Below are 15,295 nucleotides of genomic sequence, written 5' to 3'. Positions count from 1 at the left end.
TTTTTATAATTTCATTTTCATACATCAATTCAAAGCATTTCTTATGCTTGTATTAATAATGGATATATTTCATCAAGAGATGTTTCTCCTTTTTTTAATAATTCAAAAGCTTTAAATGGCAATGTTTCTAAGGCTATATGTTCTGATGCCTTTTCTATTGTTCCGTTTTTTATATGCTTTGCAACATCTCCATTTATATTTAAAACTTCGTAAATAGCGCTTCGTCCTACATAGCCTGTAAAATAGCATGAAGAACATCCTTTTGCCTGATAATGATATGCTGGTAATTCTATCGCTGTATCTCTAAAAGAGGATGGAAAATCATTTGGATCTGTATTTACTTTTACACAACAGTCTTTACATAAAAGCCTCAATAAGCGTTGTGCGACAGATAGGTTTAATGTTTCTGCAATTAAAAAGGATGGGATCCCCATATCTTCTAATCTAGAAATGGTTCCTATAGACGAATTTGTGTGTATGGTAGATAACACCAAATGTCCAGTTAAAGATGCTCGTATAGCCATTTGGGCTGTTTTTGCATCTCGGATCTCTCCTAACATAATGATATCTGGGTCTTGTCTTAAAAAAGATTTTAATGCTGTTGTAAAGTCAAGCCCTATGTCTTCTCTTAATTGTACTTGATTAATTCCTTTAAGGGTATATTCTATAGGATCTTCTACTGTAACAATTTTCTTTTCGGTTACATTTACGTGCTTGAGTGTTGCATATAAGGTGGTTGTTTTTCCGGAGCCTGTAGGACCGCTTATCAAGATAATACCATTTGGTTTTTTTATATTTTCTAGGTATACAGATAGGTCTTTGTCTCCCAATCCTAATGACTTTATATTTAAGTTTGATGCATCTTTTCCCAAAATACGCATCACGACATTTTCTCCATAATGCGTAGGTAGGATAGAGACTCTTATGTCAAACCCTTCATACTCTATACGTCCATCTTGTGGTAAACGTTTTTCTGTAATGTTAAGTTTGGATTTGATTTTAATTTGATTAATCAGCTCTGCATAATCACTTTTGTCAATCTTATTTTTTTCGATAAGATGTCCATCAATTCGCATACGAACTCTTGCATCTTTACTATATGTTTCTATATGGATATCACTCGCATTTATTTTTCTGGCTTCCAGAATGAGCCCTTCTAGAAAATTAGTATTTCCTGTAGGTAATTCTATATGTTCATTACCACTTCTGTAGTATATAGACAGTGTTTTTTGTAGCACATTCTTATCTATAGGTTCTAAAGAAACAGATCTATCATAGAGTAATGTTAAGTCTTGTTGAACTGTATTTATTTCTTGAATTCTAGAGTCATCTATATAAAAGGCATAGGTATTCTCTAAAATACTTTTGGGTACAATAGAAAAATGATTTGCTTCCTCAGCACTTATGAGCTGCTGCAATTCTACAGAGAGTTCTATGTAATCACTAGATGCCAAGATTGAAAATGGTGGTATTAAAAATCGTGTTAGACAATAAGATCAGACCTAAGTATATGGATAGATATCCTGCGAGTGGAATTGTTTTTTGCTTTTCGCGAAAGCGTATAACAACACCATATAGAAGTAATGAAAATAGTAATCCTGTGATGAAAAATAAGATGTATGCTTTTAGGTAAAAAAGTGGTGCAATAACTACAAAGAAGACAATATCTCCTAATCCTATTTTTGAATCTATAGGGTTTATAAATTGTCTCTTTTTTGCACTAAAATAAAGCGTAAGACACATAACGTTTACTAGAATAAATCCTGTTATTAGGAATGTGTTTTTATAATCTAGTATAGGATGTATGCTATTATACCAAATACATAATAGTAATAGGATAACAGCATACTTGAGGTCCAACACTCTATACTTAAGGTCTTGGTATATAATTACGATGAGGATTATTAAAATCCCTAAAAGGATATATTTTGCCATATGTATTAATCTCTAATGGTCTCTTTTAAAATTCTATCTTGATCAATCTCCCAGGTATTGTACTGTCCATCTCCATCTAGATCTTGTATAGAAACTGCTTGTGCTTTAAAGGTATTTGAAGAGGCTTCTATAATGGATATTTTATAGATTGCAAGGCCTCCTTTATCTGTTGTTAAAGATTGTTCAAATCCTATTTCATCAAAATCTGAAGAGTATTTTGCATATCTATAGAAGTGGCTTTTTTCAAGGCCGTACACCATATTAAGCATGTTTTGAGCTTCAATTGCTTTGGCTCTACTTATGGTCGATGTTTGGTCTGGTACTGCTAGGTATATGATAATTCCTATGATACATAACACGATTAGAATCTCTGTTAGGGAATAGGCTTTTAAAAGTATTTTTTTTGCTTTTTTCATATCAATTGCTATTAATTTCCGATGACTTGACTTAAACTAAACATAGGGTAATACATTGCTATGAGTATAAATCCTACAATGATGGCTATAATGAATATCATTAATGGCTCTATAATACTTCCTATGGTTTTTGTGGCAAACTCCATCTCATCATTGAGTTGTTTTGTGAGTTTATCAAACATCGTATCGAGTTCGTTTACTTCTTCTCCTATGGTGATCATGGTTATTATTTTTGTATCAAAGAACTTTCTGTCTAAACTTTCATACAAAGGGACTCCTTTTATGACGCTTTCTTTTGCTTGAAGTATTGTCTTTTTTAATGGGTAAAAATCAACAATACTAGCAGTGAGTTCTAAGGACTCTGTGAGTGATGTTTTTGCAGATAGTAATAAGGTCATAGCTTGACAAAATTTCATCAATGCAATTCGTTTAATATTCTTTCCAAAAAGGGGAATCCTTATAATGGCATGCCCTAAAGCGAGCTTATATCGTTCACTAGATTTTAATAATTTATGAGCTATAATAATAGCAGCCACAGTACCTACAAATACAAGAGCTATTGTATTAAAACGTGCAGAAAGTTTGATCACAAATTGAGTAATCCAAGGTAATTCCCCTCCAAATTGTTTGAATATGCTAGAGAACATAGGGACTACATAATTGAGCATAAAATAAAGTACCCCAATGGTAAGTGTAAGCACAAAGGTTGGGTAGGCAAAAATGGACGTGATTTGTCTTTTTATTTTTATTTTTCGCTCATAGTATTTTTGTAATTCATCCAGTACTTCTGGAAGTCTTCGTATTTCTTCTCCTGCCTTTATACTAAAAACTTCATATGGAGAAAATTCAGAAAGATCTTGTAATGACTCATGTAATGATTTTCCTCTAATCACTTGAGTAAGGATTGTCGAATAGATACTTGAAATATGTTTGTTCTTTTCTTGAGTAATTAAGAGTTCTAATGCTTTATTAAAATCAACACCCGATTTTAATAACAAAGAAAATTCTCTATAGAAGGCTTCTTTTCTTTTGTTTGAAAATTTTCCAAACACAGTATATTCCTTCTTTATCAAAGAAGTATTCTGCGTTTTTGGCACAGCATTATGTTGTTTTTGTGTAGAAACTTCTATTCTCATTTGTTCTATTTCAAAATCATTTCTGTCTTCATTTTTGTAAAAACAAGATTAATGGTATCGGTATGTAGTTGTGTTTTAATTTGTATTAATGTGCCATGTTTTGTCTCATTGTATGTATCTGTAATAGACCAATCTACAATAGGCATGTCTACAGACACATAACTTCCTTCATTTGATTTTCGCAATAACTGATTCCTTTCTTTTTTATAAGATATGATGGTCTCGTCATAGTATATAAGATCCATTTGATCTTCTTTTACCTCGATGATATCACATAGGTATAGATCTCGACTCAACGTTTTCTCAACTATTTTAAAATTCTGATATGCTTGGGTCTTTGCTTGATAGGTGATCATTTGTTTATCAATAAATAAAAATATGGTGTATGTAAATACAATGACGATACTACTTATTACAAGAGTAAGCATGACTTCTATAAGTGTATATGCTTTTAATTTCATCTATTGTAAATTCCAATTATTTAAAAATTGTTTTTTAATTTTCGTTTTATTATTGACGCTCGTTTTATAGGTTACTTCTATCCATTTTTTTTGTTCATTTTTATCATTCTTTATACGTTCAATAGAGTAGCCATTTAGAAGAAATACATCATCTTCTACAGATGCGTGAAGCCAGTCTTCATATACTCTTTTGTTGAGAGCTTGAGAAGCTTTTGTTTCTATAAGAGCATCAGAATTACTAGAAACTTGAACAAACACCAGTACCGCAATAGAAAGACAAATGGCACTTATAACAGTGGCCACGATAGTCTCTACCAATGATGAGGCTTTTAACTTTTTATAGTTCTTTAATAATGTCATGGTATATAAATTCTTTATCCTCAATGAGAGGCAATCGCATATAATTCTTAGGAATACTATCAGAAATTATTTGAGCATCTACTATAAGATTATCATTGTTTGTTGTCTTTGTTTTATGTTGAAAACTGTTTATATACGCACTTCCATAGATGCGTCCTCTTAAATCAACTACTCCGTAACAAAACACATCTCCCATAATTGCTGCATCTGTATCAATATATATGTGCCCCTTTTTGCCAAATATTATAGAATTACTATTCATCACAAGACTTCCATATAATCTTGATTTTCCTTCAAGAGCTATCGTAATAGAATCTTCTTTAACATCTGTATAGATACTTGAAGGATACTTTAAAACGGCTCCGTCTTCTAAGGTGATATTATCTGTAGCAATGACTTGGACATTTCCTTCAAAGTTTTTTAAGAAACGTACATCTGGCGCTCGGATAATGATATCTTGGATATGAGCTGTTTCTCCAAATACAACTTCATTTTTACTCGTTAGTATAATATTTCCTTTAAGCACGACATCTTCTATAGGTTCTGATGTATGTACAAAAACTTCAATAGTCTTATTCTGAAAACTATTGACAAGAACTCCTCCTTGTGATATAATTTCTTCTAGTAACTGTGTATTATCATTATTTGTGTCATATGGCCCCTCTTGTATAATAATCTCAGGCATCTTATCTGTAGATGCTATTATTTTATTAGGTCGCTTTAGCATATTCCTCTTTTTAGGAATGAAATGGGATGATAGATTTGCATTAGGAATCGCTATATTTTCAGATAAAGTAGTACTGCCTGCATACTTTAATGATTTTCCATTATCTACAAGATATAATCCTAGTTTTGGATTTTTTTTCTTAGTATTCCCTAGTAAAAAAGATTTAGATATAGAATCTCTTTTACTATGACTAGTCACAGTTAAAACGTTGTAGACACCCCAAGGTTTTAGTTGGTATGTCGATCGAATTCCGTTTTCAAAAACCTCTTTATATTCAGATATATTTTGATCAGCATTATATCCGTATGAAGCTTGAAAAAACTGAGCAGCATATTGATTTTCTGCAATGAGTTCAATTTCTTGATTATACGTATCTACAAGAACGCGGTTATAGTACCATAGCATAATGATAGCACTACTAAACAAGGCTACAATCAAACATGTTGTGACCGAGTTTAAAAGTGCTGCTGCTTTTAATTTACCTGTACTATTTTTAATCAATGCTTCGATTTTATTTATTGTTTGGAGTGGCTGTTTTTTCTCTTTTGCGACGTTTCTTTTTTTCTTTTTTTTGGTTTGCTTTAGTATCCTTTAAACTGTCTTTCTTTTTACTTGTTTTCTGTTGTATCCAAAGAGATACTTTCTTAAATAAGGAAGGTTTAAGAGTGTCCTTTTCTTTCTTTATAAAGACTTCTCCTTTTTTGTATTTTATAGTATCACTTACCGCATCATATGTTATCCAAGTTCCAGATTTTTTACCCTTTGAATAGTGGCCTTTGGCTTTAATAATACCAGAAGTATCGTATGCATAATAATTACCTTGAGCAACTCCTTTATGGTATGAGATTACTTTTTCTACATTTCCGTTATCATACCAGGATTTCCAAATTCCATCCTTTAGTCCGTAATAAAAATTACCCTGTTCTGCTAGCTGTTTGTTGCTATAGTATTTATTAAATTCTTCATGTAAAACATCTCCTCCTATGCCTCCTATCGTATTTTTAATTTCTCCAGAACGGTACCAGAAATATGTTTTTAAATTATTTATTTTTATTGATTTGCCCACAGAAACATAGATGACATAATCATAAGCTCCATCACGTATAATTTTACGCTGAATAGACTCTTTGCCGAATGATAAAAACAATATAAACAGACAGCTGTATACACATATTGTTTTAGAAAAAATCACATTCATATCTTTACCAGTTACATTCTTTTATTAACTTTAATTTGCTTAAAAACAGAGATATACATTCATAATATGTATCATGCATACACATACATAGGTCATAATTTATAGATAATACTATAGCATACGACAGGTCACAATGACTATCATTTTTATTTAAAAACTAGGAATGTAATGATGGAGAACACTTAAAAATCAAATAGACTTTTAAGTAGAGATCGATTTTGAAATTCAAGTTATAATAGGGTATATAATTGAAATAAGAGTTTATCAAAAAATCGATCTCATGATATTTTCTTTTCTAAAAAAAGAAGCTATATCACTTTCCATTTAAGCCCCAAATGAACACATAAAATTTCAAATACACAAGAATAAGAATGATAAAGTAGATTTTCATTTCAAATAATTCTAAAATAAATTTATCAATTATGTGGTATACGCTTTCGCGAAAATATGCTCACGATGAACCCCTTATATAAGTATTAAAATGGAATTTTATCCATAAAATGGGATTAAAAAACAATGCACTTCAAATTGATATTTTTAAAAAAAGTATTGTATGAATCTATAAACAGCACAAAATAAATTTAACACAATCAACTGATTATTAGTGACAAAGAAAATATTTTGTCTTTTTTTAATATTTTAATTTGCATAAATGAAATATTATAAAGTTATTTGATGCGTAATTATAAAAGTTCTTTTGAGATATTTGCTCAAAAAGTAATTTTAATACCACCACATACTCTGCCGTTGTAATCTACCCTGGATTATAAAAAGAGTATCTTAAAATTATTTTCTGAGACATATTGTACAAGTTACAATAAGTGTCGATATAGAAATTTTATCTTTTTCAACAAACAAATAAATATAACAATAGTTAATTGCTATGTTATTATGTGCAAATTTAATTTGTACGTAAGTGCTATTTTTTTCTCTGAAACAAATAGATAACATATCTGTATGCTGTATTTCAAAAAATACGGCCTAGGATTATTATGTGTTTACATAATATTTTCAACAAATAAAAACAATTAACGCATTGATTATCTGTGTTCTACAGAACACGGGCTAGGATTACTATGTTTTTTTCATACGAGTCCGAAGTAAAAATATTAAAGATTAATAACTAGGGATATGTGTAAGTACGTTTTAGGTTTTGTTTTTCTATGTTGTATGTTAAGTTGCAACTATGACAAGCCATTATCGGTTAAGGAGTTTTCTTATAATGGTCAACATTGGAATTCAATAGAGCGTACCAAGCATATGGATGCCATAGCGTATCGTGCAGCAGAAGTTCCGTTACAATATTACATTCAGAAACAAACAGGGATGTTTCAACGTGATGTAATAGATTCTATGTCACAAGACCTGTCTAGGGAACGGGTTCTTGTCATAGAGTTTCAGGAAGATACTGGCAAAGATTTATTGTTGTCAGATTTTACTGGTCGGGATTATGATGCATCGGTACGCTATATGGCTTTTGGGATACAAAACGATTTCCAATTAATTACCACTTCTAAAGATACAATTCCCTGTTCTGGGGTTTTGTTTGAACGCAATTTTAATGTAGCACCTTTCAAAAGATTATTACTTCATTTTGGAGATGTTAATCCAGAAGATAAGATAGAATTAGTGTATAAGGATCAACTTTTTGGAAAAGGAACCTTACGATTCAATTTTGACGATAATCCAATAAAACTATAAAAGATAGTAGTATGATCCATTTTATAAGAACAAGTAGATTTTCTAAGGTATTATCAAGTTATCTAGCACTACAATTGATACTGATGACGGTACAACCTATGCAATTATTTGCATTAACAAGCGGTCCTTCACAACCAGAATTTAATTCATTTACACCTATTGGAACCTCAGATATGGTCAGTTTGGCTTCTGGGGATTTTAATTACAACATCCCGATTATGGATGTTGGGGGATATCCCTTAAACCTAGCTTACGACTCAGGTATTACCATGGATCAAGAAGCTTCATGGGTGGGACTAGGTTGGAACCTTAATGTAGGACAAATCAGTCGTCAAGTCAGAGGACTACCCGATGATTTTGATGGCGATACAATGACCTATGAAACCTCTACTAAGCCTAACACGACAGTAGGAATGAACTTAAGAATCAATCCTCAAATTGTTGGTGTTGAAGTAGGCGCTGAAGCATTAGGAGAATTGAGCTTTGGCTTAAGTGTACAGTACAACAATTACGAAGGAATTTCTTTTAAACCATCTTATGGGATATCATTTGCTATCAATGATAATGTAAGTGTGGGCATGGATGTTTCTACATCTACAGCCGAAGGAGTTTCTATATCACCTCATGTAAGTCTTGATCGTAGATTAAGTTCAGACAAAAAATCTTCCCTTAACGGAATATCATCAGGATTAGGACTAGGTGTAGGCTTCAACTCAAGACAAGGTCTTACTTCATTAAATTTAAGCACGTCTGTCAAAGGATTAGAAGCCACAAAATTAGGACATTTTAAGCTCCCAGAAGATTACCGTTCAAAAATAGGTGGGAGTGGAACAATCTCTTTTGTAAACAATACATTTACTCCTTCTAAGCGAGATGCTTATGTCAATCAAAGTTATACATTTTCTGCATCAATAGGACCTGATTTTTGGGGTATTGACGCAGAGGTCGGGTTAGATGCTTTTGGATCTTCACAAAAGATCAAAGACGAATTCAAAGAAGAACGAGGATATGGATATGAATACACACACAAAGCAACTTCGCGCGACATTCTGGATTTTAATCGCGCAAAAGACAGAATCATATCTCAAAATACATTAGCACTTCCAGCAGTTAACTACACGTATGATTTATACAGTATTAATGGTCAAGGAATAGGAGGAATGTTTCGCCCTTATAGAGGTCAAGCATCTTATGTTTTTGATCAACTTGTTCAAGATTCAAGTTTTAGCGGGAGTTTGGGAGGAGAGGTAGAAGGAACCTCAGGATTCCATCTAGGTGTCGATTTAAAAATATCTCCATCAGAGACACGTACTGGTGTATGGAATACAAATGCTACATCGTTTTTTAGACCTGAAAACCCTGCTAATAATGAAATGGATTATGAAGATGTCTATTTTAAAACTATAGGAGAAATGCGTGTTGATGATGAGTCAGAACTATTCTTTGAGAAACTAGGAGGTTATGACCCTATTTCTGTAGCATTAAATGATAGCCCAAATTCATTTGGTCGCTATGGATTAAATAAATTTAATAAAAAAGGATATACGAATAATGTACCTACATATACGTCAATTCCTGAAAATGGTTTTACCGGCAAGATAAAACGTACCCATAGAGAACGTAAAAATCGAAGTGTAACCAAGTTTACAAATGCTGAAGTTACTGCGATAGGTAGTAGTTCGTTAATAACACCAAATGTAAATGCAAAAGAAGCACACACTGCTGGAATGCATATCCTACAACCTGATGGCGCAACCTATGTCTATGGAGAAACAGCTTATAATATAAACAAACAAGAAGTAACCTTTGCTGTAGGAAGCAATGACAGTGATAACTGTACTACAGGACTCGTTAATTATGCTCCTAATAGTGATAATACTCCAGACAACGACAAAGGAATTGATAACTATTTTAATAAAATTACAACACCAGAATATGCGCATACTTATTTATTGACAGCTGTTTTATCTAATGATTATGAAGATATCACAGGTGATGGCCCTACTGATGATGATTTAGGTGCTTATACACGATTTATTTATGAAACTAAGGACAATGATTTTAAATGGAGAACTCCATATAATAGTAATAGAGCATCTTATAATGAAGGTCTAAAAACAAATATATTTGATCAAAAAGGGAACTATATATATGGTGAAAAAGAGCTAAAATATATTAGCCGTATTGAAACCAAAACTCATGTGGCCGTATTTGATCTTTCTGAAAGAAAAGATGGTCATGGTGTAGACGATGAAAACGGAGGAGGAAATGCTACATCTAATCCCATGTACAAAATCAATACCATCTCATTATACTCAAAACCAGAGTATAATCTATTAAATGATAACGACAATACAAATGATGAAGGGATCTCTCCTATAAAAGTAGCACATTTTGAATATGATTATTCATTATGTAAAGAAGTACCTAATAACTTTGGAGAAGCACCAGACCAGCATGAAAACTATTCTGGAAGTAACGAAGGTGGGAAACTCTCCTTACGTAAGGTGTTTTTTACCTATCGTAATTCTAATATGGGTAAGTATACTCCATATATATTCAACTACAGTGACTTTAATCCAAATTATAATCTAAAAGGATATGATGTATGGGGGAATTATAAAGAAAATCTAGGAAACTGTAGCATACAAGGAGCAACTATTCCTGCTGCCGAATTCCCTTTTGTAAATCAAGAAGATAGAGCCACACAGGATATGTATGCTGCTGCATGGTCTCTTAATGCTATAGATCTTCCCTCTGGAGGAAAATTGGATGTAAGTTATGAAACTGATGATTATCAATTTGTACAAGATCGAAGAGCTATGCAGATGTTTAAGATTGCGGGTGTAACCAAAGAAGATAATATACCCCATCCTGATGATTTATCACCTACTAATCGAAACAAACTTTATAATCCAGATAATTACAATGAAGATGCTCGCTATCTTATTGTAGAGCTTCCAGAAGCCGAAGAAAGTGTATTTTCTTTTAGAGATAAATATCTAGGAGGTCAAGAACACAAACCTATCTATTATCGCTTTTTGTCCAATATGGTGGTTGGAGAATCTCAAAGTTATGACTATGTAAGTGGTTATTTTGAGGTCGATACCCAAGCTGCTCTAGAAACTACTGACGGAACCAACAACAGGTATTATCTGTTCTCTAATGAAGGAAAACATTATGGAGCCATACGAATGAAGTTTTCTGATTTAGAAGGAGGAGTCAACGGCACTAAAAATGTAAATCCTATATCCAAGGCATCTTGGTATTTTGCAAGACAGTATTTAAATAGACAAGCTTACGGGTTAGAACTTAATCCAGGTAGCGAGAATATAGGAGATATTGCGTATGGACTTATTTCAAGTCTAGGATCGATCTCTGAAATCTTTACAGGACCTAATGAATCTTTAAGAAACAAGCAATGTGGTCGTCTTTTCAATCCAGATAAATCGTGGATACGACTCCAACATAGTGGAGACCGTAAATTAGGAGGTGGCTTGCGAGTCAAAAAAATCACACTTAATGATCAATGGGATGCTATGCTCAATGCCAACCCAGCTGAAGAAAACATAAAGTATTATACATCTCAATACGGACAAGAATACGATTATAATCTTGCAGATGGTCGCTCTAGCGGTGTTGCAACTTACGAACCTAATTTAAGTAAAGAAAATCCATTTATAGAACCTTTTTATAATACTGGAGAACGTCTTGTTGCTCCTAGAGAGGTAAGTTATGTAGAAAAACCTTTTGGAGAATCATTTTTCCCTTCTCCTACGGTAACCTATCGTCAGGTTAGCGTAAAGAATTTGGAACGCGTTGACGGTGACCAAGCCATATCAAAACATGCCACAGGAAAAGTGGTAAACACCTTTTATACTTCGTATGATTTTCCAACAAAAACAGATTACACACAACTATTTCCAGGAGGATATGCTTCAAATGAAAATGATATTGGAGCTTCTGTACTAGCTGGATTATTAGGTCAAACGGTAAGTACACGAACAGAGCTGGCGATGAGTCAAGGCTTTGTTGTCGAAACCAATGATATGAATGGAAAACAACGAAGTCAGAAAGTTTATAGTGAATCTGAGGCCTTTATATCAGGAGTTGATTATAAATATAATATAACGCCACAAGGAGATCTTGACAGTTCTGTCCCTGTGGTATATGAGGATGGCGAAGTGAGAGAAGACAAAGAAGTAGGGACACATTATGATGTCGTGACAGATTTTAGAGAAAGCTTTTCAAAATCAGAAAGTTTTGGGATCAATACCAATGTAGCTACATTTTTAGTTCCTTTCCCTCCTTTTGTTGTTGTAATTCCTCTAGGACTTCCAAGTCATTCTACCCATGAAAAAACAGCACATACAACTACTACAACAAAAGTAATCCATAAAACAGGGATTCTTAAAGAAAAAATAGCATACGATCTAGGCGCTAGTGTATCTACAGAAAATGTAGCGTGGGATGCTGCGTCTGGGCAAATATTACTTACGAAGACCATCAATGAATATGATGATCAATACTATAACTTCTCCTTTCCAGCACATTGGTATTATAAAGGCATGGATAAAGCCAGTAATAATATTGGTATTAAAGGAACATTGAATTTTACAGATAGTGAATCTCATATTCCAGGACGTCATCTATTTACGTTACAAAATGTAGGCGAGATGCAAGCTTCTGATATTTTTACTTTAGGTGATGAGTTATTTACCTATGGTATCGATGAAGAGACGGGTGAGCATATCCTTGGAGAAGCAGAAAAACTATGGGTTGTTGCTATAGAAGGAAATACGGTAACACTTATGAATCGTACTGGAGATGTAGTCAATCAAACCTGTTCTGATGTTACCAAAGAATACAATCTTGATTTTAGAATTGCACGCTCAGGGTATCGCAACCTTCATACAGCATCTATGGCATCTATTACAAGTCAGGCAAATCCTATTATTAATGCAAACGGCGGTAGTATACTAAACCCGCAGATATTTTCTAATACAGAATCAGAAACTGACGCATCTGGTCTAAAATTTATCAATGCGAGCGCAATCGCTTATAAAGGATATTGGGAGTTACAAGCAGAACAAGGACTTCCTCCTTTCCCATCAAGTGTAGGGGCGGCTTTTGGAAGTAATGCTGCTGCAGTAGCAAACATACCACCAGAAAATTATGGGTTTAACCCATATGTATATAATGCGTTAGGAGATTGGCGTGCTGTAAATTCTTACGCACATTTAACGGGGCGTAATACCTTAGATAATACAATAACAAAAGTATCGCCAAGGCAACAAGGTTTTTTCAATTCATTTACGTCTTATTATCGATTAAATAATGATATGTGGACGGTGAATGATGACAATTGGACCTTTGCCAGTCGAGTAACACAATATAGTCCTTATGGTGCAGAACTGGAAAACATGGATGCGCTTAACCGATACTCAAGTGCACAATATGGTTATAATTATACACTGCCTACAGCAGTTGCTTCAAACAGTACCTATGGGCAGATAGGATATGACAGTTTTGAAGATTATTATTATGACGGCAATGACAATAATCAAGATGCTCATTTTGCCATGGCTTCTTCTGTAAATACAATTACAGATACTCAATCTCATTCAGGGAGATATAGTATACGCGTAAATGGTGGACAAGAAGCCATGCTAACAACCGTATTACAAGCAGACGTTTTTGAAGTAGAGCAACCAGAAGATTGTACACCTATTAATGATATTGCTTGTGTTGGTAGTTTTGGGGATAATTTTGCATTAAACGGAGCCCCTTTTATTGATATCGAAATAGATCTAAGTGCTATCCCTAACAACGCTACAAACATTATGATCGATCCTATTTATACTCATCAAGGTGGTGGACCACCAACATCAATAATAGAAGAACCTGTTGAGTATTTTGATTTTAACGAAAATGAAGAAACATTATCCTTTAGATATATCAGAGGTGAACTTATTGAGGGTACTAATCCATCATTTTTACATCAAATTCGATTTGAATTTACATATGTTCTAAGTGGTGGGATAGCAGATTGTGATATCGATGTAGACATAGCCTATGCTAATAATTAATTATGAAAAAACAATTATGAAAAAAGTATTAGTAATCTCATTTTTAATTTGGAGTCTTGGTCTTTTTGCCCAAGACAATACGAGTGCCTATTTTCAACCTACTCCTGGGCAATATGTCATCAGTGGTTGGGTCAAAGAAGAGCATACATCACCGCAAGTTACATATGCTTCTAGTCACATAGAAATTACGTATGGAACTGAGGTCTCAGAATCCTTTAGTGCTCTTGGCCCTATTATAGATGGATGGCAACGTGTACAAGGCACCTTTACGGTTCCAGAAGATGCCACCGTACTAACTATTAAATTAAAAGCTACGAACACTAGTGTTGTTGCCTATTTTGATGACATACGAGTATTCCCTTTTAATGGTAATATGAAATCCTTTGTCTATGATCCTATTACACAACGCTTGGTAGCGGAGCTAGACGAAAATAACTATGCTACTTTTTATGAATATGACTACGAGGGTGGACTCATCAGGGTAAAAAAAGAAACAGAGCGTGGTGTTAAAACCATACAAGAAACAAGATCAGGTAATTCAAAAGGCTTTTAAAATGACAAAAAAATGGACGTATATCATTGTTTTAAGCCTATGGCCTTTAGCAATATTTGGACAATCAGACATATCAAAAGTAATAGACATCTTAAATCAATCACAAGAAGTGTATGAAGCACAAAATGCATATGCAATGGATGCGACATATACCTTATATCAAGGCGCAGAAAGTGATGTTATAGATGAGGCATATGATGCATTATTAATTAAACAAGAAGACACCTATTATTCTCGTATTCACCATACGGAGCATGTGTATTTCGCGAAAGCGTACCTCAAAGCAAACCATGATCAGAAACGGTTTCAATATGGTGCTATAAAAGAACAACAATCAGCAGAAAAAGGGATTACGATAAATAATTATCTCAATTTTTTTAAGGAACATAAACTTACAGAAACAGCAAATACTTATATCTGTACACTTACTAGTACAGCGATCACACCGCTTCCTTTTGGCAAAGTCGTTATGCACATTGACAAAAAGACCTTACAAATAAAGAAACAGGTATTGTATTACTTAGGAAATGGCGTCTTTAAAGATGATTCTGGGAACCAATTTTTAGGAACTCCCCGACTAGAAATTACATTTTCTCCCATACAAACAGACATCTCAACATACGAGGAGAAACTACTACTTTCTTCTTATGTGCAAATTAAAAAAAACAAGGCAATAGGGATAGGATCTCTTGCCTCATACGAATCAATAACTTTCTAAT

At 33.4% G+C, this 15,295-nt stretch carries 12 protein-coding genes; 4 read left to right on the top strand and 8 right to left on the bottom strand.

Features of this window, described 5'->3' with window-relative positions:
* Positions 1–41 precede the first annotated feature (41 nt).
* Genes ABJD27_RS08030 through ABJD27_RS07995 form a run of 8 tightly spaced genes read right to left on the bottom strand, consistent with a single transcriptional unit; the run spans position 42 to position 6,182 of the window.
* The gene (locus ABJD27_RS08030) at positions 42–1,454 is read right to left on the bottom strand and encodes a GspE/PulE family protein (RefSeq protein ID WP_348172381.1); all 1,413 of its coding nucleotides are present in this window, start codon (positions 1,452–1,454) and stop codon (positions 42–44) included.
* A complete protein-coding gene (locus ABJD27_RS08025) occupies positions 1,444–1,935 on the bottom strand; it encodes a hypothetical protein (RefSeq protein WP_348172384.1) in 492 nt (163 codons plus the stop codon). Before ABJD27_RS08025 ends, ABJD27_RS08030 begins: the two co-directional genes overlap by 11 nt.
* 5 nt (positions 1,936–1,940) lie before the next feature.
* Positions 1,941–2,351: a type II secretion system protein gene (locus ABJD27_RS08020; protein WP_348172387.1), complete on the bottom strand. Its 411-nt coding sequence runs from the start codon at positions 2,349–2,351 to the stop codon at positions 1,941–1,943.
* Between the two features lie 11 nt (positions 2,352–2,362).
* A complete protein-coding gene (locus ABJD27_RS08015) occupies positions 2,363–3,487 on the bottom strand; it encodes a type II secretion system F family protein (protein WP_348172390.1) in 1,125 nt (374 codons plus the stop codon).
* A 5-nt stretch (positions 3,488–3,492) separates the two neighbouring features.
* Complete coding sequence (locus ABJD27_RS08010; protein ID WP_348172393.1) at positions 3,493–3,948, bottom strand: prepilin-type N-terminal cleavage/methylation domain-containing protein; 456 nt, start codon at positions 3,946–3,948, stop codon at positions 3,493–3,495.
* Positions 3,949–4,308 carry a hypothetical protein gene (locus ABJD27_RS08005; RefSeq protein WP_348172396.1) on the bottom strand — a complete coding sequence of 120 codons (360 nt, stop codon included), beginning with the start codon at positions 4,306–4,308 and terminating at the stop codon, positions 3,949–3,951.
* On the bottom strand, positions 4,286–5,536 hold the full coding sequence (locus ABJD27_RS08000) for a hypothetical protein (protein WP_348172398.1): 1,251 nt from the start codon (positions 5,534–5,536) through the stop codon (positions 4,286–4,288). Before ABJD27_RS08000 ends, ABJD27_RS08005 begins: the two co-directional genes overlap by 23 nt.
* A 10-nt stretch (positions 5,537–5,546) precedes the next feature.
* Positions 5,547–6,182, bottom strand: coding sequence for a hypothetical protein (locus ABJD27_RS07995; protein WP_348172401.1), 636 nt, complete (start codon positions 6,180–6,182; stop codon positions 5,547–5,549).
* A gap of 1,182 nt (positions 6,183–7,364) precedes the next feature.
* Between ABJD27_RS07995 and ABJD27_RS07990 the strand changes: the two genes are divergently transcribed.
* Genes ABJD27_RS07990 through ABJD27_RS07975 form a run of 4 tightly spaced genes read left to right on the top strand, consistent with a single transcriptional unit; the run spans position 7,365 to position 15,294 of the window.
* A complete protein-coding gene (locus ABJD27_RS07990) occupies positions 7,365–7,934 on the top strand; it encodes a hypothetical protein (protein WP_348172404.1) in 570 nt (189 codons plus the stop codon).
* Positions 7,935–7,945: 11 nt separating this feature from the next.
* Positions 7,946–14,023, top strand: a complete 6,078-nt coding sequence (locus ABJD27_RS07985; RefSeq protein WP_348172407.1) for a hypothetical protein — start codon at positions 7,946–7,948, stop codon at positions 14,021–14,023.
* Between the two features lie 16 nt (positions 14,024–14,039).
* Positions 14,040–14,576, top strand: coding sequence for a hypothetical protein (locus tag ABJD27_RS07980; RefSeq protein ID WP_348172410.1), 537 nt, complete (start codon positions 14,040–14,042; stop codon positions 14,574–14,576).
* A gap of 1 nt (position 14,577) precedes the next feature.
* Positions 14,578–15,294: a hypothetical protein gene (locus tag ABJD27_RS07975; protein WP_348172413.1), complete on the top strand. Its 717-nt coding sequence runs from the start codon at positions 14,578–14,580 to the stop codon at positions 15,292–15,294.
* Position 15,295: the final 1 nt, after the last annotated feature.

This window comes from Dokdonia sp., assembly GCF_039945015.1.
In the GTDB taxonomy this organism is placed as follows: domain Bacteria; phylum Bacteroidota; class Bacteroidia; order Flavobacteriales; family Flavobacteriaceae; genus Dokdonia.
Note: the sequence above shows the minus strand (reverse complement) of the source record. Positions and strands in the feature narration are given on the sequence as shown.